A 20888-nucleotide genomic window follows, 5' to 3' on the forward strand; every position below is an offset into this window, starting at 1 on the left:
AAGCGCACCCAACAAAGCGACTGCGGTCTTTCAGAACGAACTCGACGACAGTTTTTGGGGCTGCTCTGCAGCCCAGCGCGAGCAAGCTCGCTCGCCACGGGAGATGTATTGAGCAACCCTATCCTTAACTGAACAGCATTGCCGACTGGTTCGGGGCTTTTTCGTTTATCGGCTACACCGCGTTCACGCCAACAGAGCGTTGTGAGTCTCGTTTCTCATGCTTTGACCGGCGCCAGTTTTTTGCAGCTCTCCTTGCGGGACGGGTACTGTTCGCATTGGCGCAAAACGTTCTTCACTTGCGATTCGTTCTTCAACTGCTGGTTGGCCAGTAGCTTCTCGGTGATGAACAGCTCTTGCGACCCCAGGTTGCGTTCGGCCTTGTCGATCATGGTCAAGGCCGATTGCGGATCGCCTCGCTTGAGGTGGTACGAGATCATCAGGTCGTAGATGGACGGTCCGGCCAGGGACCAGTCCTTGATCGACTCCAGATCTTTCAATGCTTCCTGGCTCTTGCCCTGGGCGAGGTGCACGCTGAAGGCGGTGCGACGGATACCGGGTTGGTCCTTCACCGGGGACGCCAGTGCGCGTTGATTGAAAGTATCAGCTTCGCGCACCTTGCCTTGTTCCAGGGCCGCGGTAGCGGTGTAGGCGTCCTTGTAGCCTTGCAGGGCCGCGGCGACGGGCACGGCATCACGCATTTTCGGCCAGCTGTGCGGGTCGACCCGGGCGCGGCGCTCCTGACGGTACTCGCGTTGCAGGTACTGTTTCAGGTCGGCTTCGCGGTCCATGGGCGACATGTGCGAGCGGTTGAAGTACTGGCCCGCCGCGTTGATGCTGGTGCTCAGCCCCTGGTCGAGGAACACGTTCAGCTCTTGAGTGAAGCGGTTGAGGTTGAACTGCTCCAGCGACGCTTGCATCGCGGTGGTGCGAGCGCTGAGAAAGCTTCCGAGCAATGGTTTCTGCTTGCCCTGGAAGTCGTTCAGCCGTTGCAGGCTGTAGGTCGCGGCGCGGGGGGCGTAGCCTGCGCGGATCATCAGGTCGGTGCCCAGCAGATCGGCCTGGTCTTCCTGGCTACGACCCCAGGCGGTGCTCCAGATGTTGTCCGAAAAGCTGTTGGCCAGTGCGGTATAGAGCACGGTGTTGCCAATGGTCTTCTGGGTGCCGAGGGGGTCTTTGCTGATCAGTTTCATCTGGCCGGAGCTTCTGTCCACGCCCGTGTTGCTGGCCATGGCAGCAAACACCACGGTGGTTGCGACGGTAGACATCAGTTCTTTCTGCTGCTCGAAGGCTGCCATGCGGTCGTGATGGCGCAACAGTACGTGACTCATTTCGTGGCCCAGCATCGCGGCGATTTCGTCTTCACTCTGGACGTTATCGAGCATGCCCAGCGGAACGAACAGGTTGCCGAACGGATCGGTGGACGGACCGAAGCTATAGCTGTCGGTGATCCGCACTTGCAACTTCGGCAGCTCGCCCGGCCAGCCTTTGGACAGCCGCGTGACGATGCCCTGCAAGTAGCTCTGCAGCATCGGGATATCCACCAGGTTTTGCTGGCGTGTCTGTGCGGCAGGGATGGCATGGCCGTCGTAACTCAAGCGTTGCTTGCTTTGCTGCTGCACATCCAGCACGTAGTACTGACGCACTTCGGTGTGCTCGACATAACGCCCAGTCACCCGCGACTGAGTCGAAGGGCCAACCAGGTTCATAAAGGCATCGTCGGCACCTTTGATGGTGTTGCAACCGCTCAGTAGCGACCCGGCGACGAAGCTGAGCCCCAGCAGCGATCCCTTTGCCCGTAGCCCGCTCACTTGTTGCAACCTGGGCCAAAGCCGATGGTCGAGTTGTTCTCGCTGTCCTTGGCCTGGCTTTTAGTCATTTTCTGACAAGGCAGGTTGACCACCTTGCTCAAGGGGGGATCGATGTCCAGGGTCACGGTGTCCAGCCAGATCCGCTTACCCAGCATCTCAACCTGAACCAGGTCCAGTGCTTCGTTGTACTGCAACACCGGCAGCGGATTTTTCGGCACATCCTTGAGCGGCAGTTCTTGCACCATTTTGCCTTGCTCATCGAGTACTTCCACTGGGTCATTGGTGAGAGGGCTCACAATAGAGGCCGCTGCAAACGCCGCCTGGCTGAACACGACGCTGAGGAGGAAAACGGCTGTTCTGGTCATTCTTGGTTTCCTTGAATTAGACGAACACTGGAGCGTCAGCTTTTGGAGCCGAGCAGCGCCTCGATTTTTTCGCTGAACAGCACCAGAGAAAGCACGGCGATACCCAGCACGTTGACCGGGGTGATGTTGGCGAAATACAGCGCGATGCTGGCGACGGTCAGTACCGCCATGACCAGTAGCCAGGAAGGGCAAGGAGAGTGGAAAAACCGGATCTCCCATCGCCGCCATGGCGTTAGCGTTCGATGCTTGGCCGCTCGGTGCTCGTGCAGGGCCTTGAGCGCGAAAATCAACACCAACAGCGCGATTTCAACCAGATCCAGCCAATTGATATCCATGCGTGGCAGGCTGTCTGGCTCGTGTTTGTAAGACATGCCCTCGGAGAGCAAGTTATCCAGAGCCATGGCGTGCAGATAGATCCCGGGAAGCTTGCCGTGCACGGGCGACTGCACCAGGTCGCCGGTGGAGGTGATGTGTGCACCGACGAGTACCAGTCGATCGCGCAGCAGTTCGGCGATCAATGCACGGTCCTGTGGCTCGCTGACTTCCAGGTCGCTGGCCGTGAGGGTCAGGCTATAGGGGCAACTGGCCTGGGCGGACTTGCCCAGTTTCCAGAAAATCGCCTCGGCCAGCTGCTTGAACGTTTGCGAGAAGAAGCCATCAACGGTTGAACAGTCCGCAGTGTTGGCAATCCGCGACTGCTCGGGGGCGAGCTCAAGCCCCCACTGAATGGCGATTGGCGGCGCCTGCGCAGCCGCTTGCGCATCGCCCGGCAGATCCGGGCATTGATGGGCCTGACAGTACTGGCGATACAACGCGAGTGCAGGTGTCTCCATCAAACCCAGCGACGTGTCAAAGGCCAGCGGATACTTGTCGCCGACCCCGCTCCATACCACCAGTACCGGGGTCGTGACCTGGGCCAGGTGCTCGAGCGTATTGGCTTGCCCCTCTTCCCCGCGCGGTCGCCCCGTGTTGGCCAGCAGCAAGGGAATGCCCTGATGCCGGTAGCGGTCGAACACATTCGCCAGTAATTGACTGCCTTGCGCAGGGTCGCCCGGCGAGTGGTCGTGGCTATACAGGAGATCGACAAACACGGCCTTGGGTTTGTAAGCCAGCAAGCGCTTGAACAGCTTGCTCTGCTCGCCATACGGCATTGGCCAGAAAGTGTTGTTGCGCAGCAGATAGGCATCGTCGATCACCACGACCGCGATCTGCTGTTGACCCTTGCTGTCGTAAAGGCTGGCGAACATGCGGTTCAGCCATTGGGCAGAAGCATTGTCGCTCGAACTCGACAGCCCAAAAGGGTCGAGCAAAGCGATCAGCAGGACTACCAACCCAAGCGCGTACTGCTTGAGGCTGAACAGGGGGAATTTAGCCGACATCCTTGGCTCGATAGTGGCGATGTGCCGGCTTTTTAAGGGAGATGCGAGGGGGTGTCAAGAAAAAAGATAGCCGTGTGCCATCATTCGGGTAGGGCAGGAGGATAGGGATGTTCAAATCCCAGAAACAACAAAGCCCTCGTATTTCTGCGAGGGCTTTGTTTTGGCACCAGACGAACGGTAGCTTTCGACGAGGCCAGGTTTCCTGCGGGTCTGGAAGTCGGTGGAAAATTCAGCGTACCCCAACTAGTAACTATAAATAAATCAGCTAGTTATGGCTCTAAGTGGAATCGAATCCGGAATTCATATCGCATTAGCACGCTTTTATCAGTGCGTGCATTACAGATGGGAGGGCGATTAATTGAAGATTGTGGAGAGGCGGTGGAGGCGTGCCTCCACTAGATCATGAAAGCGGAAGACCAGCTAGGAGAGGAGCTAGTAGAGGCAGGTACTGTGCTGCGAGCACGTTGCCCGCTGTACCTTCGAGAATAGTTCTAACCGAGTGTAGGCTTTCGCGGATTATGCCGAACCTGGGGGTTGGAGCCTTTATCTGACTGCGAACGGTCTCCAAATCACTCCTGAGCTGTTCGCGCTCTACTGAGCTATTCAACTGGCCAATGACTGGAAGCAAGCTCTCAACAAACGTAGATAGACCTTCGAGATCCGTGGTTTGGTTATACGTCTGAGTAGAGCCATTGGTGGCTTGCTGAATTTGAGATCCGTTCATGGTTCCGATGGTGATGTTGTAATTGTTCTGACTCGCCACGAGTTTCTCCTCTCTTGTGAAGGTTGCGTCCTCTCCCAAAATTCCCTGAGCTTCGAGTTCCACGGCAAAATCGACGATCCTGTTTCGAACAGAAGAGACGATTCGATCAATGAGGTTCAGAGGAATCTCAAGCATGAATTCTGAGGTCGGGGTCTGCAATAGAGACCGCAGTTCATTACATTGCTCAGGCCCGAATGCCAGGCCTAACGTGCGACCCCTGTTCGGCTCCGTTGTGAACTCTTGAAGCTGGCTCAGCGGGTTATTCATTGCCATTTGCGACATGAGCCCCTGAAGCTCCGCGTGACCCACATCTACTGGAATGCTTCCGTGCCTCGGATGCCTATAAATGACCCTGCCGGTTATCTTGCGATAGTCCGGAATGTCATCCAGTAGCTCGTAGCCTTCCATCTCATGCTCCAGCCACGCGCTGATGGTCTGCACCTTCAGCAGTGCCGATACGACTCGCGCCTTACGGAGAAGGCTCAGAATATTGACATTGTCATCACAGGCATCTGCCCGAAGCTCGAAAACAAGACTTCCCATTGCCATTCCCTTTTTTAGATAGAGGCAGAATGCCACACTCCCTGAGTTATGACTGTTTGCAGTGGTCGTGGGCAGTGGAAAGGCATCATCAAAGCCGTTTACAGAAATGTGGGCGATTCCCAAAAGCGTCAGAATCAGAAGGGGTGGGCGCTCAACAGAAAACTGTGCTCTGGACACAGCCATGTCTGATCCGTAGGATCAAAATGCCATCGCTAGATTGATCAAGTTCGACGCCCAAAAGCCATGAGAACTTTAGCTGGGTGTTGACCAGGATAGATTTTCAGACTCACGAGACCGTCGCTCATGGAAGATGTAACGATAAAATGAAAAAATTTATAGCTGCGACGCTTCTTTCTACCACCATTGCGCTTGTCTTTGCGTTGGCGATTATTCATTTTTCGCCGATTAGCGAAATATTAATCAGCCATACTCAGTTTGTACCGGTCAAAGACTTTAAAGAGCTAGGTGAGTACGAGCAAGTTATAATTGAGCGGATGATAAAAGAGAAATCTATTGTTACGGTGGATAGTCTATGGTCTATGCAGGTCGCTTTCTACCAAACTATCGTCAGTTTACTAATTGCTTTGAATGCTGCAATATTGGTTATTGCTTTCGTTGTAGTTAAAAGTTCTTCCAGGGCTGAGGTTATAAGGGCGTCTGTAGAACAGTTTAATGATTTTTCACGAAGTGGCGACTTTACCAAGCTTGTGCAGAAGAAGGCCAAAAAAGAAGTTGTGAAAATTAATTTGACCTACGGCGATGTATGGGATGAGCTTGATGATCACGACGTTAGGATGAAAGCAAGCGAAGATGCTATAATCGTAATAAGTAATCGGCTAGCTGATTTGGATAGTTCAGAAGATTGTGTAAAAGGCACCGAAAAAATCGGTGATTAGGTAGGGAAATATGGCTTTCATCCGTAAAAGCGCAAAGCCGCAAGTTGGTAAGATTGGTAGTCCCGCCTTAGAGGCTAGGGGGGAGGATAAGCTTACTGTGGCTCAAATGCTAGAACTGGCTAGGCGAGAGGGCATAGACACTTCTCCCTTGGATGTTCATGCGTTAGTAAGTGCGTTGGGGATAAAGTTCTTATGCGTCCCTATGGATGATGAAGTTTCAGGTTCTCTTAGCCTTTCTGAAAATGGGAGAGACTGGCTAATAAGGGTGAATGCGTTACATCATCCAAATCGGCAAAGATTCACTGTGGCGCATGAACTTGCGCATTTTGCTCGGCATAGATCTCAGCAATTAAAGTTCGTGGATCAAAACTTCTTCAGGAACGGCGATAGTAATGCAATGGAGGTTGAGGCCAACCGTTTCGCAGGTGAGTTGCTCATGCCGGAAAGCTTGTTTAGAGATCGTGTCAAACTTTTTAGCGGAAGCATCGAAGCAGTTGCTCAATATTTTAAAGTCTCGACATTGGCCGTCAGAGTTCGAGCTAAATCATTAGGGATGAAAGGGCATGGATTGGAGTAACTTCATATATTTTCCCGTACTAAAAACAAAAGATGCAGAGCTTAGGGCAATTTCCTCCGTTGATAAGGTATCTCGCGAGAAAATACTTCCAATATATGAAATTACAAAGTCGAGAATAACCAAGAAAAATTCTCTTGGAGATATTGTCAAGCGTCTGGATCAGATTCGTGGAATTCAGAATGGCCTGCCATTTATATTGGATGTTGCCACCGATCCTAAGCAGACTAACTCTCAGATTGAAAGTATATTGTCGCCAGATGACGGATATCGTTTCTGGAGAGAATGGCTAGAAGCACATGATGATCTTTCTATAGTCCCAGTTATTCATATTAACTTAGAAGATGATGAGGATTTGGATGAGGCCCAAAGCTTTGTTCGAGCAGTTGCGCATAAGTATCCTAAAATGGCTCTTCGTCTCCCAACTGGATTGGAGGAGGAAGAATATAGTGAAATACTAGATCCAATAGTTTCTGTTTTGGGCGAGTCAAAACTTTATGTTCTGATAGATGATGGGTGTATACGCGATATAGTAAAGAAGAGCTCAATCGGGGCTGTCGCACAAAGTTATCAGAGCACCTTTGAAATTATTGCAGAGATGGACGATAGTGAAAACTGGCTGGAAAAGGTTGTATGTATATCAGGGTCATTCCCCCAGCAAGTGAAAAATGAAGGGGTGGGGGACGAATATGGAGATTTTGATATATTCGAGCATGGCCTATACCTTCAGTTGAAAAAAAATCGACCTGACTTGCAGTTTGGTGACTACGCATCAATTAATATTAATCAAACTGAAATGCGTGGTGGCACATTTGTGCCGCGTATAGATTTCTGTACTGACAGTAAGTTTTTCTACTACCGGAAACGCCGTGAAAGCGGTTCTTATATCTGGTGCGCAAAAAAAGTTATTGCTGACTCAGACTTTGTGGATAATGGTACTTGGGGAGATGATGAGATAAATAGTGCGGCGATAGGGAGTCCTTCTGGAATCAGTCCTTCATTTTGGATTTCTGTTCGTGCTTGCAACTATATGACTCGAAGAGTAAAGATCTTAAGCGCCTAACTTGTTAGCTGGTAAGCTTAAGGAAAATACGTCGTCCAATGTTACTATGGCTGTTATCTCATTTTGGAATGTAATGGTCCGAGAGCCATACCTATCAACGATGTATTTTCTGAATGCTTTTTTTATATTTTCTTTTTTGTGCGCTGATTTTATCTTGGTGCAAAGTTCAAATTTTGATTTTCCCGACAGCTTGAACTCTTTTCGTAAGTTCTCTATTGGAAGTGCGTCTAACGTTATTAAGGTGTCAAATTTCCTTATTAGTCTTGCTGCTCGGACTCGCCTTACTCCCTCCTCGGAGCAAATATAAATTCCTACTTTTTCAGGTGCAAGTTTTCTAATGGAGGCTAGATGTTTCTTGTCGCAGACTACGTATACATAATCAAAAAGTTGTTCATATGATTCTAGCTGCACAGGCAGTCTATCAATTCTGTCGTAGGCTGACTTTATCTCATACCCAAACACCTCTCCTCCCTGGACGCAAATAAGATCCGCTCTCCGACGCCCAAAATGGAAAGGGAACTCAGTAGAGATAGCTTCTGTGGTGCTATCATTTATTAGATGCTCTAAGAGTGCACGCTTTATTTCTAGTTCTTTCATTGGGTTGACAAGCCTTTGAATTACTGTTGTTAGCTTTTTTCTAGTGTTTTTAGTCTAGCCTCGACGGTATATTTGAGTAACAGTTTATAACTTTAAGGTGTCATGATCTTTATCTGATTCAGGGTGCTAACGCAGCCCTGAATTGACGCTTCAACACCCGCCACTCTTCATCGCTTCCATCGCATAGCAATGCTACAAGTAGTTCTCCTGCATAGCTAGGATTGAATTGTCCGTAGTTTTGTAGATGTATCTGAGTGATGGCTTTTTGCTGGCCTCTGAATATTGCCTAACGTTTAAACTCCCAAGATTTTCCTAAGCGAAGGGTGAGCAAATGTGTGGTCAACAAATAGTAATAGCGTGTCGACTCTGCGTGTTGGTTCAAATGTTGACTCAGAAACCATGCCAAATGTTTTCGCTGCCAAGCCCATGGATTGTCTATGTGCCAGCGATTGGATATTGCTACTTGAATGACTTTCGCTTGGCGAAGGTGACGCTGGCGCGTGGAATGCGACCCTGTCAGTACACCCATCAGAAACAGCTCAATATCGATTGGCTGGCTCATTCTCGACCACCGATGTAAGCCGAGACCACGTCGATACGGCCATGCCCCAGTTCATAGCTGATTTGTGTTCGTACCTCTTGATCAAGGTTTTGCTCAAGGCTGTAGCAGTTGCCGCCGTTGATGGGCGCGAGGTACTGGCTGATTTGCTCATAGCGTTCGCACGCATAGGCTGCGCGCAATTCGTGGAATCCTTTGACGCTGTGCTGATGGAGGATATCTCGTGCGGGGCGTACGGCAGCCTGTAGGAAGTTTCGGTAGCTTTCATTTGGTGCCAACAGATTGCGGCTACCGTCGGGCGAGACTTGAAGGGCGAATGCCAGTGCGTCGTGGATGTGCTCATCCATCGTTATCCATCGAGGGGCTGAGGCTCCTGAACGGCCACCTTTGGTGCCTTCCTGGATGTTGATCTTGCCGTATTGCTCTGCCTCACGTTTTAAACGCGGTAGGTCGGCCAAAATAGCCTCGCGTAAGCGCATGCCGGTGGCTCGCGCCAACTGCGCGATGGCCGCGGCGCGTGGCATTTGGTGTTCGCAGAGCACTTCGACGATTCGCCTCACGTGTTCGCGGTCTTGGCCTTGCGGCACCGAGCGACGAACACTGGTGCGTCGCATACCTAGCGCCTTGCTCGGACTCGGCACTTTCACATACTGATCACCGCGAAGCGCAGCCATGGTCCGGTTCGCGCTGGATAACCGGTTTTGCGCGGTGGCGATGCCGATAGCGCCTTGTTCGACTTGCTGCCGCAGATGCCCGGCGTAGTCCAGCAAGGTCTGCCGATCAATTTTTCGTGCATCGTTAAACCCTGGCCCATCCTCCGACCGACACCACCGCACAAACGCCAGCCACCGATCACTGTGTGCCTTGGCCGTGCCGTAATGTCCGCCGCCAAATAGATCGCGCAATGCTTGTGGCCCGGCATAGCTCAGTTGCCGACCCCATCCAAAATTGCGCCCATCCCGTCTACCTACCAATGCCATGATCAAACTCCTCTCGAAGCCAAACCCTTGAAATTTCCCCACTTCATCCCGCCATGGATGTTGAGTGTTATCAGGGATCAAGGCCCCTGCGGCCTGTGAGGGTTGTCCACTAACGCGGGACTGACGGCTCCTTACGACCGGGAGCTTGGGCATCTCATGATCTGGCCTCCTGAACACTTCCGAAGAAGTGGGCGGGTGGAGGCTGCACTGGCTGACGAGACCAATGCCGCGAGAACCTGAATCGGGTGAAGGCAGTGATGCGATGACCGGGGCATGCCTGACTGTCAGTCAGGTGCAGTCCATTCCCTGGGCTGCGGCACCATCATCTGCATCGCTGTTGCTGGTGACTTCGGTGTTTGTCACGCCGATTGTCGCAAGGGGGAATGCCGCAAAGCCCTGTACGAGTTGGGCTGCAGCAGCGGTAGGAGCGCCCGTCTCTTTCCGGGAGAAAGAGACGGGCGCAGGTTGGCGCAAGGAAATGGCCAAGCGGATAGGTTGCTGCAGGGCAGCTATAAAGGGGGATGAGTTGCCGCAGAGGGCACTCAGGTAGAAGTAGGCATCCATCACATCGCTGTGACCGTGCGAGCCGCCGGACGCTAATCGCACTTTGGGTGAACCACCACGGTGTGGCGTAGCCTCAAAGGCTCTGGCTACCTGGGTTGCTGTCAACGACAGCGCTTTGCCCGATCTTTTCTACGCCTGTGGATAATTCTGGTCAAGACTCTAATTTTCGGGAGTTCTGCGGCTGTGGATAAAATTATCCACCGGTGGAAATCAGTGGTTTTCCACAGAAAGTTGTGTGGGCTTTAGATTTTTTAAGTGAGGTCCATCCAAGCAGGGCGGCTTTGCAGCCCTGTTTGGATGGGCCCGCGTGGACAAGCAGATCACTGAGATATGAAGATCGAGCACTTACTCAGTTGCGCCACGTTTTGCTTTTAGGCGAGTGACGTTCGCTCCGGTCTGGTTCGCAGGGCTCGATGGGGACAAACCACGATTTCTGGCTTGAGTGATCAAGCAGGAAATTAATCGAGGTTTATTTCTGGCTTCTTTACTACAAACACCATTGCTGCTGACGTTTCCAATCATCTGGAAATCCCATTAGTCTCAAATAGCCCAGTTCCTGCTGATCCATGAATTCCGCCAGGCGAAGCTTCCATTGGCTGTCTGGACTGATCAGGTCGGTTAGATAGGCCAGTATCGTCAATACGATGTACAGACGCTGCTTAGGCTGAGGCCAGTCGCCAGGTGCATTCGGAATGACCCATTCTTTTGGTAAGGATGGTCGAATTGAGAGCTCTCGGTTCCATAACCGTGAGTGGTGGGCGCAACAGTTTCGGATGAAGGTCAGGGTGTGGAGCCAGGAAGCCAATACTTCGAAGGGCAGATTGAATCTGCTAGCGATCGCTTTTTTGTCGACGCTTTTGCCTATGGCATTGAAGAGGGTGGATACCGTTCCAAGGCTGAGCTCTTCCAGAACAGCCCAGGCGGGCGGCAACTCAGGATGGGCATAAGTCGACCCGTAGAATCGGAAATAGTTATCGCGCATGCGATTTTCAATCCGTTGTTGCTGGATTCCATCAACCTGATTGCTTTTTTTTATGCGATCAATCTCACGTCCAAGTTTGTTCCGTTCCTTGTTCAGTTGTTCTCGCAGGGGGCGCAGTAGATTGTCATGCGAGTATGACGAGGAGAAGACTGAGGCGTCAGCTATCCAATCAGGCCCATATTTGGGGCACATGTGATTGCTGATCGTCGCTCGCATGGCGACTTCGACACGTTCGATGGCATCCATGGAGATGCGTCGCAACGAACCATCGAAGCGGTAGATGTCGACGACGGCCTTCAGTGTGCTACCGGACTTGAAGGTATGTTCAGGCCCTTGCTCCTGGAAGGGGCGCATGTAAGGGCTCAGGCGAAACAGCGTGACCACTTCGAGGAAGCGCATGGCGCGGTCGTCGTTAGCGACTTGCAGGCCTCGTTGCTTTAGCAGTTCCAATTGCTGTTCTACGCTGAGGGCCGGTTTGTCGAAGGGCCTCATGTAGCTTTCTCCAGGCAAAAAAAACCCGCACGATTTGAGCTTGCTGACTGGGTCAACCTAGGCTTGGCGGGTGTGTTGGGGTGCATTATAGGTAGGTGTAAGAGGCCGTCAACGTTGCGCTGACGTGAAATTGTAACGGGTAGGCATGCGGGCAATGTTTGGTCAGTCGATGGATATAAGGCTTATCGCCGCAATGTGGCAGCTTCCAGGGGAGTTTCCAAACCCCAGAAACAACAAAGCCCTCGCATTTCTGCAAGGGCTTCGTTTTGTATGGTGCCGGCACCAGGAGTCGAACCCGGGACCTACTGATTACAAGTCAGTTGCTCTACCAACTGAGCTATACCGGCGTGTTGGGCGACGATTATAGCGAGTGCTTCGCGTCTGTAAACCCCTGATAACAGACTATTTTTGCGCAGGGCTCTGGTTGGGGTCCTGTTGGGGGTGTGGGGCTTGGGTAAATGCGGTGTTTTTGTTCACTCGCTCAGGGTATCGGGCCGTGCGTGCAGGCGGATCGGGTGGAGCGCGTCCCTGATCGTTGAGTGAATAGCGGTGGCACCGTAACGAGTGTTTTCGCCTCGCCATTACGCCCGCAACAACACACGCTTGAGTTTTTCCACCGCCCGCCACGAACGACTGTTGCGCAGTGCATGCAGTTCAGCTTCTGCGCGGTCGGCGCGTTGGCGTTCGGCTTGCAGGGCCTGTTCCAGGTCTGACACCGGGTAGCTGAATTTGTGGCCGTAGCAGAACTGGAACTCGTCCATGTTGCACGGCGCCAGGTCGAAGGCGCCTTTGAGGTGTAGCTGTTCTTCGGCCAGGTAGAAGGTGTTGAGGCCGTCAAACAGCACCGGGTGGTAACCGGCGTCGATCAGCAGTTGTTCCCAGGTCTGGTCGCGGGTCCACGGGGTTTCGACGAGGATGATCCAGGGCCGCCATTGCGTGAAGTCCATCCCGCGCAGGACGGTTTCTTCGTGACCCTCGACGTCGACCTTCAGAAAGTGGATCGGCCCTTTGACGTGTTCTTCGCAGATGGAGCTCAGGGTGCGCGATTGCACGGTCTGGCTGCGCACGTCCATGCCAGCCTCGAGGCGTTCCTTGGCGACGCTGGGTTCCAGGGTCGACATCCCTGTGCCGGCAATGGCGTAGAAGGTCAGGGCTTCGGCGGTTTCGCCGGCCACGCATTGCAGGTTGATGTCCTTGGGGCGGTCTTGGCACAGGGCCTCGTAGTAGACCTGCAGCGGTTCGATGTTGATGCCGGTCCAGCCGCGCTCGTAGAACGCTTTGGTGACGGAATCGGACACCGGCTGATTGGCGCCTACGTCGATGTAGAAGCCGTTCTCGTAGTATTTCAGCGCGCGCCACAACCGTATGTCTTCGAAGTTCTGTGCATAAGAAATGAACGTCACGGTCTCTTCCTGATAGCTCGAATGACTGGGAAACGGGCGCGAAAGCTACGCACCTGGGGTCGGAGTGTAGCGATCATCACGGAGAAAGTGTGCCGGCAAAGCCGCCAAATACGGGTGTAGGCGACAAGCCCTTCGAGGGTTCGAAGGGCTTGTCGCCTGGCCGGTTACACGCCGTTCTTGACGGTGTTGATCAGGTCCTGGCTCAGCACCTGGGCAGGCGCCACTTGCACGCTCTGTGTATAGAAGGGCGGCAGGTTCTGGGCGAGTTGCGACAGCGCTTGAGCGGTGGTGTTACCCGGCAACAGTACGTACTGCAGGTTCGACGGGTAGCTTTGTGGCACCGGGCCTTCCATGGTCGAGCCATAGGCTCCGAAGGTCATCACGGCCTGTGGCGTGGTCGGGTCGGGCGCGTACAGGAACACGAATGTGCCGTACTTGGGATGCGTCAGGTATTGCTCGGCCTGGGCACGCACCGCCGGGTCGGGGTCATTCATCAGGGTCCAGCGCATCACCGCATAGCCGCGGGTGGTTTCCATGAAGGCGGTGCGAATCGGCGACTGGTTTTCCATGCCCCCCAGGCATACCAGCAGGTTGCCAAAGGGGTCGATCAAGGCCACCGAGTTGAACACGCTGCTTTGCTGCGCTGTCGCCAGCAGCGGTGGCGCCAGCTCTGCACCCGGATCCCGTGGGTTGGTGCATTGCACGGTCAGGGCGTAGGGGCTCAGTGCGGCCAAGGCCTGGCGAACCGGACTGTTGGCCGGCAGATCGGCCGGATTCTGCAGTTGCGAAGGATCGAGGCCGCTGTTGTTACTCGCTTCGCGCACGGTGTTGACGCTGGCCGAGAAGATCGAGCTGGTGAGGTAATACGCTGCCGAGTCGATGCACTGGCCACTGAACACCGGGCTATTGGCGCCTTGGTAGGCGCGACTGACGGGCGCGGCGATTGCGTAATAGCCCCAGGTGTTTTGTGCCTGCTGACGGATCTGCGGTGGCAGGGACGGGAAGTTGAACTGGCTGTTGTAGTTGATCCCGGCGTAGTCGTCGATCGCACTCACCGCGACGTTGAAGCCCGCCGTCAGCAGGGAGCCGGCGCACATGGCGCAAGGGTCCAGGGTGGTGACGACCGTCAGTTGGGCGGGTGGCGGCAGGCCCAGGGATGCAGCGTTCTCGTAATACCAGTCCACCAGCTGTCGTTCGCCGTGGGCAGTCGGGTCATGGGGCAGGAAGTAGGGGGTGTTGCTCCCGGGGAAAGGCATCAATACGTTGTTATGCAGCGCCGCGATGACCTCGCCGGTGGCGTTATTGATGATGGCCCCGCCCACCGCGAAGGTTTGTTGAATGGCGGCGAGAATGGCTTCGTTGGCGACGGTATCGACGGCTTCCTGTGCACTGTTCACTGTGATCATGGTGTTCCAGCTCCTTGCTGTCGTGAGCGGCAGAGATTTCTGGCGCTTGGCAACGATAGTTCAGGTCTGGAAGGGCGGTTATGACCATTCGGCTTAACGCTTATGCACAACGGGCTGTTTTGCGCCTTGATAAATGTCAGATTTGTGGATCCGTTCTCATTGTTGCGCAACTGCCTGTTTTCCGGGTTTTTTTACAGGCTGAGCAAAAAATGGACAGGGCTGTTTTTCGCCTTGAATCTTGGATCCATGGGCTTCTGGCAGATTTCATCAACAGAGTTATCCACAGGCGCGGGGTGTTTATCGGCGCTCGCCGAGCAGCAGCAGATTGCGCGGTGTCAGGGGCGTTTCACAGAACAGTCCCAGGCGAACGGCATAGCCCTGTTCTTCGAGAAACAGGGCGCGGTCGAGCACCAGCCAAAGCTCCAGCGGGCGCCGGAACAGGCCGCGCAGCAATTCCAGGTTGCGTACCTGGGCCAGGCGTTGCCAGCCAGCGGCTTGCAGGGCTGGCCAATCCTGCGTGCCGACTGTGGACAAGTCCTTGAGCGCGGCCAGGTCTTGGCAGTAGTCGGCGAAGGGTTTGTCCAGCCAGGCGCTGGGCAGCGATGGGGTGGGCAGGTACTCGTCAATGCCGCGTAATTGCCGTTGCAGCAGGTCGAACGCCAGGCGCCGGGCCATGGACGTGTCGCGCTGGCGTCGGACGCGGGCGCCAGCGGTCACGGTCTCGCTCAGCGGCAGGGCCAGATCATCGAGGGACAGTGCCAGGTCCGAGTTTTTGCCGGCGCTGGAGAGCGCTTGGTACTGACTGGTCGCAATCCGGTTGTAGCAGCACGGCGCGACGGCCAACTGTTTGCAGCCTGCGTGGCTGGCCAGTTGCATCAGGCGCACATGCAGGTCGCCACAGGCGTGCAGGGCGACCGGTGTCTGGTCGGCATCGAGGCGTGCGGGTGTGTCCGTGGCCATCACGTCTTGTTGAAGGTGCGCGGCGTCAAGGTGATGGTGTTGGCTCAGCGCCTGACCGCTGGCAATCAGCGCCGGATCGTATTCCAGGCAGGTCAACTGCTGGCCGGTTTGCAGCAGGCGTCGTCCCAGGTGGCCTTTGCCTGCGCACCAGTCCAGCCAGTGCCGGGGTTTTTCGGCGAACTGCAGGCAGCTGGCGAAGGCTTCGATCTGCTGCCACTTGCGCCCGGGTACGTCGACGTTCAAGCGCGGGGATGCGGGCTCAATGGCCTGGGTGGGCAAGTCACCGACCGCGCTGAGGGATATCGACTGCGCCGCCAGTGCCGGGAAGGGCGCGGGGGCTGGCAAGCGTTCAGGGTGGTTGTGGCTGGTTTCCGCGTCTTCCAGCGAACGCTGGCGCAACCAGTCGGCGAGCGCTGGATGGTCGGCTTCCCACGGCAGTTGCCGATGGGTAAAGGGTCGTGGCCGCCAGAGTGCCTGATGCTCGGTCAGGAAGGCGTTCAGTGCCGTGAAGCGGGCGAGCAGGTGCTCGCCCGTCAGCACCGGCAGATCAGCGTCCCTGGCAGGCATCGACGCGCAACCAGCGCTCCAGCAGCTTGAAGCCACGCACCAGGACGTAGGCCATCAGCAGGTAGAACATGCCCGCGGCGAAGAAGATCTCTACCGGCAGGTAGGTCCTGGCGATGATGGTGCGGGCCATGCCGGTCAGTTCCAGCAAGGTCACGGTACTGGCCAGGGCGCTGGCCTTGAGCATCAGGATCACTTCGTTGCTGTAGGCCGGCAGGCCGATGCGCGCGGCACGTGGCAGGATGATGTAGAACAGGGCCTTGGGCCGCGACATGCCCAGCGCCCGGGCCGCTTCGATTTCGCCCGGAGGAATGGCCTGGATCGCGCCTCGCAGAATCTCGGCGATGTAGGCGGCGGTGTGCAGGGTCATGGTGGCGGTGGCGCACCAGAACGGGTCGCGCAGGTACGGCCACAGCACGCTGCTGCGCACCGCATCGAACTGCGCGAGGCCGTAGTAGACCAGGAACAGTTGCACCAGCAGCGGGGTGCCACGGAAGAAGAAAATGTACGCATAGGGCAACGCGCACACGTACCAGCGTTTCGACGAACGGGCGATCCCCAGCGGAATGGCCAGCAGCAGGCCGAGAATGACCGCGATCGCGACCAGTTCCAGGGTCAGGGTGGCACCCTGGGCCAGTTTCGGCAGCCACTTGATGATGACTTCCCAGTTCATTGCGTGCTCCGGGCAAAGCCGCGAGCGGCGCGTTTTTCCAGCAGGTGCATACCGGTCATGGCGATCACCGTCAGACCCAAGTACATGAAGGCGGCAACCATGTAGAAAGTGAACGGTTGCTTGGTCATGGTCACGCCGTTTTGCGCGTGACGCATGATTTCCTCCAGGCCGATCACCGATACCAGTGCGGTGTCTTTCATCAGGATCATGAACAGGTTGCCCAGCCCCGGCAGGGCGATGCGCCACATCTGCGGCATGATCAGTCTGGTGAAGATCCGCCACTTCGACAGGCCCAGGGCGACGCCCGCTTCGCGGTGGCCCTTGGGGATCGCCAGGATTGCCCCACGGAACACTTCCGTGGCGTAGGCGCCGAAGCACAGGCCCAGGGCAATCACGCCGGCGGCGAAGGCGTTGAGCGCCAGGTCAGGGTTGCCGAAAAACTCCCCCAGCGCGCGCATCAGGTTGACGGTGCCGAAGTAGATCAACAGCACCCAGAGCAATTCCGGGATGCCACGCACCAGGGTCGAATAGGTACCGCCAAGCCACTGCAGCGACTTGTGCGATGAGGTTTTGGCCAAGGCGCCGAGCAGGCCCAGCACCAGCCCCAGGCACAATGCCGAAAGGGCCAGCTTGACAGTCATCAGCGCGCCAGCGGCGAGCGCCGGGCCGAATCCTTGGAGATCGATAATCATGGATGTCTATTCAAGTTACAGCAGGCTTTGCTAAGAACCGGCGCCACCCTGGGCGGCACCGGTCAGGCACGTCAGAATCAATAGATGCTGAACGGGAAGTACTTGTCGTTGATTTTCTTGTAGGTGCCGTCAGCGACGATTTCTTTCAGCGCGGCGTTCAGCTTGTTACGCAGGTCGTTGTCACCCTTGCGCACGGCGATGCCGATCTTGTCGCTTTCATTCACCGGGTCGCCCTTGAACTCATAGTTCCTGCCGGCGTCGCTTTTCAGCCAGTCGTAGTTGGCGTACTTGTCCGCGAGGATGCCGTCGACGCGACCGGAGGTCAGGTCCAGGTAGGCGTTTTCCTGAGTGTCGTAGAGGTTGACCTTGATGTCGTCGCCGTAGGTGTCTTCCAGCCAGGTACCGGCCAGGGTGGCGCGCTGGGTACCGATGGTCTTGCCCTTGAGCGAGTCCTTGTCGGTCTTGAACTCAGTGTTTTTCGGCGCGATGAACTGCAGCTTGTTGGAGTAGTACGGTTCGGTGAAATCAACGGCCTGCTTGCGCTCGTCGGTGATCGACAGCGAGGACACCAGGAAGTCGAACTTCTTGGCGTTGAGTGCCGGGATGATGCCGTCCCAATCGGAGGTGACGACTTCGCACTCGACCTTCATCTTGGCGCACAGGGCATCGCCGATGTCTTTGTCGAAACCGACCACCTGGCCGCTGGCATCTTTGTTGTTGAACGGAGGGTAGGCGGCTTCGATGCCCATCTTCAGTTTGTCGGCGGCCATTGCGTTGGCCGAGAACACCAGGGTGGCGGCCGCGGCCAGGAAGAATTTCTTGTAGGTCTGCATGCAGTTAGCTCCGTTAGCGGTTGCTGGACATGAATTGTTTGCAGCGCGCCGAAAGCGGGTTGTCGAACACCTGCTGTGGCGATCCTTGCTCTTCGATCAGGCCTTGGTGAAGGAACACCACTTCACTGGAAACCTGACGGGCAAAGCCCATTTCATGGGTGACCAGCAGCATGGTACGGCCTTCTTCGGCCAGGGCGCGGATCACGTTTAGTACTTCCTGAACCATTTCCGGGTCAAGCGCGGAAGTCGGCTCATCGAACAGGATGACCTTGGGTTGCATCGCCAGGGTGCGGGCAATGGCGGCGCGTTGCTGCTGGCCACCGGACAGTTGCGCGGGGTAGGCGTGGCGTTTGTCGGCGATGCCGACCTTGGCCAGCAAGGCTTCGGCCACTTCAATGGCTTCGGCTTTGCTCTGCCCCAGTACGCGGCGTGGCGCCTCGATGATGTTGTCGAGCACTGTCATGTGCGGCCACAGGTTGAAGTTTTGAAACACAAAACCGATTTCGCTGCGCAGGCGGTTGATCTGCTTGCCATCGGCGGCGACCAGTTCGCCGTTTTTCGCCGGCTTGAGCTTGAGTTCTTCGCCGGCCACCAGAATCTGACCCTGATGCGGGTTTTCCAGCAGGTTGATGCAGCGCAGGAACGTGGACTTGCCGGAACCGGAGGAACCCAGGATCGAGATCACATCGCCGTCGCGGGCGGTCAGCGAGACGCCTTTGAGCACCTCGAGCTGGCCGTAGCGTTTGTGCAAGTTGCGGATTTCAAGCGCGGGCGTGGCCTCGGCCATGTGCGGTCCTCATTGTGTTCTGTTGTGCTTGTGCTGTCGGCGGCCGTCCTGGCGAGGCGCCAAGCTAGCATAGCGTTTGAATCGCGGCCAACAGCCCCACGGGCGTAGACGAGCAGTGTGTATCCGGTTGTCGCATCAGCGCAGCAGACTGTCGCGCCATCAACAACCGAACATCCGTTTGAAGCCGTGCCTGCGTGGGTATCGCGTAAAAAAAGGCGCGATGGTGCCAGCTTTGGGCGGGTGTTGGAAGCGCAAACCGGCCAAACGTTGCGGATCGGCACTTTTATTGTGCGTGAGCGTTTTTTTTCATGGGTATTGGGTGCGTTGGTTCGTTGAACAAGTGTGTTGCACGGTAACGCTCTGGCGAAATGCCATTAACATCAATGGGTTGCGAGTGCGGGTGGGTCGTTGTGCAGGCCGCGTAAACCGGAGGCCTGTAATATTTTGGCGCAATTATTGCGTGCAGAATAAGGAACGCTCTGTTGGATTCTTTTTACGAAAAGCAATCCCGGGGCAGGGTGTACCCACGCTTTCCTCGTAAAGGTAGTTTCAATGAGCAGTACGCAATCCTCCAATGACCTCGAACAGGGGCTCAAACCGCGGCATGTGACCATGCTGTCGATCGCCGGGGTGATCGGTGCCGGGCTGTTTGTCGGTTCCGGTCACGCCATCGCCGAAGCCGGCCCCGCCGTGCTGCTGGCCTATGCCGCCGCCGGTACGCTGGTGGTGCTGGTGATGCGCATGCTGGCCGAAATGGCCGTCGCCTCTCCCGACACCGGGTCGTTCTCCACGTATGCCGACCGGGCAATCGGCCACTGGGCCGGCTTCACCATCGGCTGGCTGTACTGGTGGTTCTGGGTACTGGTGATTCCGCTGGAGGCCAACGCCGCCGCGACCATCCTCAATGCCTGGTTCCCCGATGTGGCGATCTGGGTGTTCACGCTGGTCATCACCTTGTTGCTGACCGCAACCAACCTGTTCAGCGTGAAGCACTACGGCGAGTTCGAGTTCTGGTTCGCCTTGATCAAGGTCGTGGCGATCATCGGTTTTGTGATCCTCGGCATCCTGGCGATCTTCGGTTTCCTGCCCAACAGCCAGGTCAGCGGTGTTTCGCACCTGTTCGACACCCAGGGTTTCCTGCCTAACGGCATGGGCGCGGTGTTGGCTGCGATGTTGACCACCATGTTCTCGTTCATGGGCACTGAAATCGTGACCATTGCCGCGGCAGAGTCGAAGAACCCGGGCCAGCAGATTTCCAAGGCCACCAACTCGGTGATCTGGCGGATCGGTTTGTTCTACCTGGTGTCGATCTTCATTGTTGTCGCCCTGGTGCCATGGAATGATCCGAGCCTGGCGCAGGTCGGTTCCTACCAGACCGTGCTGGACCGCATGGGTATCCCGAACGCCAAGCTGATCGTTGACCTGGTGGTCCTGATTGCCGTGACCAGCTGCCTGAACTCGGCGCTGTACACCGCTTCGCGCATGCTCTTCTCCCTGGGCAAGCGCGGTGATGCGCCCGCGGCTGCCAAGCGCACCAACCGTGCGGGTACGCCTTACTGGGCGGTGATTATGTCCACTGCCGCAGCTTTCCTGGCGGTGTTCGCCAACTATGTGGCGCCGGCGGCGGTGTTCCAGTTCCTGCTGGCGAGTTCCGGTGCTATCGCATTGCTGGTGTACCTGGTGATCGCGTTCTCGCAACTGCGCATGCGCCACAAGCGCGTGGCGGCAGGTGAAACCATCACCTATCGCATGTGGCTGTTCCCTGGCCTGACGTACGCGGTGATCCTGTTCATCATCGGCGTGCTGACCATCATGCTGTTCCAGGAAGCCCATCGTATGGAGATCCTGGCGACCGGCTTGCTCAGCTTGCTGGTGGTTGCGGCTGGCCTGTTGGTGTCACGTCGTCGCCAACGCGAAAAGCTTGGTGCGCTGGTACTGAATTGATTCGATCCGCGTAACGAAAACGGCCGCTGTCAGGGATGACAAGCGGCCGTTTTTGTTTTCG

The 20888-nt window shown here is 55.9% G+C and carries 19 protein-coding genes and 1 tRNA gene; 4 read left to right on the forward strand and 16 right to left on the reverse strand.

The annotated features are described in order from the left end of the window. Positions 1–215: 215 nt before the first annotated feature. The 4 genes from AC3WQN_RS08740 to AC3WQN_RS08755 all read right to left on the reverse strand — a co-directional run bounded on the left by AC3WQN_RS08740 (position 216) and on the right by AC3WQN_RS08755 (position 5041). Positions 216–1706 (reverse strand): M48 family metallopeptidase, encoded by a 1491-nt coding sequence (locus AC3WQN_RS08740; protein ID WP_256587251.1) that lies wholly within the window; start codon positions 1704–1706, stop codon positions 216–218. Between the two features lie 98 nt (positions 1707–1804). Beyond that, the gene (locus AC3WQN_RS08745) at positions 1805–2173 is read right to left on the reverse strand and encodes a hypothetical protein (RefSeq protein WP_095144550.1); all 369 of its coding nucleotides are present in this window, start codon (positions 2171–2173) and stop codon (positions 1805–1807) included. Positions 2174–2208: 35 nt separating this feature from the next. After that, positions 2209–3552 carry a CHASE2 domain-containing protein gene (locus AC3WQN_RS08750; RefSeq protein WP_103399718.1) on the reverse strand — a complete coding sequence of 448 codons (1344 nt, stop codon included), beginning with the start codon at positions 3550–3552 and terminating at the stop codon, positions 2209–2211. 400 nt (positions 3553–3952) lie between these two features. Beyond that, entirely contained in the window at positions 3953–5041 is a 1089-nt protein-coding gene (locus AC3WQN_RS08755) for an AbiTii domain-containing protein (RefSeq protein ID WP_103399719.1), read from the reverse strand. A gap of 140 nt (positions 5042–5181) precedes the next feature. On the opposite strand from AC3WQN_RS08755, the gene AC3WQN_RS08760 reads away from it, so the two are divergent. Genes AC3WQN_RS08760 through AC3WQN_RS08770 form a run of 3 tightly spaced genes read left to right on the forward strand, consistent with a single transcriptional unit; the run spans position 5182 to position 7391 of the window. After that, positions 5182–5754: a hypothetical protein gene (locus AC3WQN_RS08760; protein WP_103399720.1), complete on the forward strand. Its 573-nt coding sequence runs from the start codon at positions 5182–5184 to the stop codon at positions 5752–5754. 10 nt (positions 5755–5764) lie between these two features. Next, a complete protein-coding gene (locus tag AC3WQN_RS08765) occupies positions 5765–6331 on the forward strand; it encodes an ImmA/IrrE family metallo-endopeptidase (protein WP_103399721.1) in 567 nt (188 codons plus the stop codon). Continuing rightward, positions 6318–7391: a beta family protein gene (locus AC3WQN_RS08770; protein ID WP_103399722.1), complete on the forward strand. Its 1074-nt coding sequence runs from the start codon at positions 6318–6320 to the stop codon at positions 7389–7391. Before AC3WQN_RS08765 ends, AC3WQN_RS08770 begins: the two co-directional genes overlap by 14 nt. Here AC3WQN_RS08770 and AC3WQN_RS08775 read toward each other — a convergent pair. The 12 genes from AC3WQN_RS08775 to AC3WQN_RS08830 all read right to left on the reverse strand — a co-directional run bounded on the left by AC3WQN_RS08775 (position 7380) and on the right by AC3WQN_RS08830 (position 18883). Beyond that, positions 7380–7988 carry a sce7726 family protein gene (locus AC3WQN_RS08775; RefSeq protein ID WP_103399723.1) on the reverse strand — a complete coding sequence of 203 codons (609 nt, stop codon included), beginning with the start codon at positions 7986–7988 and terminating at the stop codon, positions 7380–7382. The genes AC3WQN_RS08770 and AC3WQN_RS08775 overlap by 12 nt on opposite strands. A gap of 286 nt (positions 7989–8274) precedes the next feature. Further along, positions 8275–8550, reverse strand: a complete 276-nt coding sequence (locus tag AC3WQN_RS08780; RefSeq protein ID WP_103399724.1) for a hypothetical protein — start codon at positions 8548–8550, stop codon at positions 8275–8277. After that, complete coding sequence (locus AC3WQN_RS08785; protein ID WP_103399759.1) at positions 8547–9527, reverse strand: integrase domain-containing protein; 981 nt, start codon at positions 9525–9527, stop codon at positions 8547–8549. Before AC3WQN_RS08785 ends, AC3WQN_RS08780 begins: the two co-directional genes overlap by 4 nt. 1051 nt (positions 9528–10578) lie before the next feature. Next, positions 10579–11565: an Abi family protein gene (locus tag AC3WQN_RS08790; RefSeq protein WP_103399726.1), complete on the reverse strand. Its 987-nt coding sequence runs from the start codon at positions 11563–11565 to the stop codon at positions 10579–10581. A 271-nt stretch (positions 11566–11836) separates the two neighbouring features. Next, positions 11837–11912: transfer RNA gene (locus AC3WQN_RS08795), tRNA-Thr, on the reverse strand. A gap of 234 nt (positions 11913–12146) precedes the next feature. Then, entirely contained in the window at positions 12147–12968 is an 822-nt protein-coding gene (locus tag AC3WQN_RS08800) for an FkbM family methyltransferase (protein WP_103399727.1), read from the reverse strand. Positions 12969–13132: 164 nt separating this feature from the next. Next, the gene (locus AC3WQN_RS08805; RefSeq protein ID WP_103399728.1) at positions 13133–14374 is read right to left on the reverse strand and encodes a cytidine/deoxycytidylate deaminase family protein; all 1242 of its coding nucleotides are present in this window, start codon (positions 14372–14374) and stop codon (positions 13133–13135) included. Between the two features lie 297 nt (positions 14375–14671). Further along, positions 14672–15901, reverse strand: coding sequence for a methyltransferase (locus AC3WQN_RS08810; RefSeq protein ID WP_103399729.1), 1230 nt, complete (start codon positions 15899–15901; stop codon positions 14672–14674). Beyond that, positions 15882–16571, reverse strand: coding sequence for an ABC transporter permease (locus AC3WQN_RS08815; RefSeq protein ID WP_095077928.1), 690 nt, complete (start codon positions 16569–16571; stop codon positions 15882–15884). The genes AC3WQN_RS08810 and AC3WQN_RS08815 overlap by 20 nt, the downstream gene beginning before the upstream one ends. Next, complete coding sequence (locus tag AC3WQN_RS08820) at positions 16568–17263, reverse strand: ABC transporter permease (protein ID WP_103399730.1); 696 nt, start codon at positions 17261–17263, stop codon at positions 16568–16570. The genes AC3WQN_RS08815 and AC3WQN_RS08820 overlap by 4 nt, the downstream gene beginning before the upstream one ends. Positions 17264–17340: 77 nt before the next feature. Beyond that, positions 17341–18096 carry an ABC transporter substrate-binding protein gene (locus AC3WQN_RS08825; protein ID WP_103399731.1) on the reverse strand — a complete coding sequence of 252 codons (756 nt, stop codon included), beginning with the start codon at positions 18094–18096 and terminating at the stop codon, positions 17341–17343. Positions 18097–18109: 13 nt separating this feature from the next. After that, positions 18110–18883, reverse strand: a complete 774-nt coding sequence (locus AC3WQN_RS08830; RefSeq protein WP_095077931.1) for an ABC transporter ATP-binding protein — start codon at positions 18881–18883, stop codon at positions 18110–18112. 552 nt (positions 18884–19435) lie between these two features. On the opposite strand from AC3WQN_RS08830, the gene gabP reads away from it, so the two are divergent. Next, entirely contained in the window at positions 19436–20827 is a 1392-nt protein-coding gene (gene gabP / locus AC3WQN_RS08835; protein WP_103399732.1) for a GABA permease, read from the forward strand. Positions 20828–20888 lie beyond the last annotated feature (61 nt).

The organism is Pseudomonas sp. FW300-N1A1 (genome assembly GCF_058789115.1).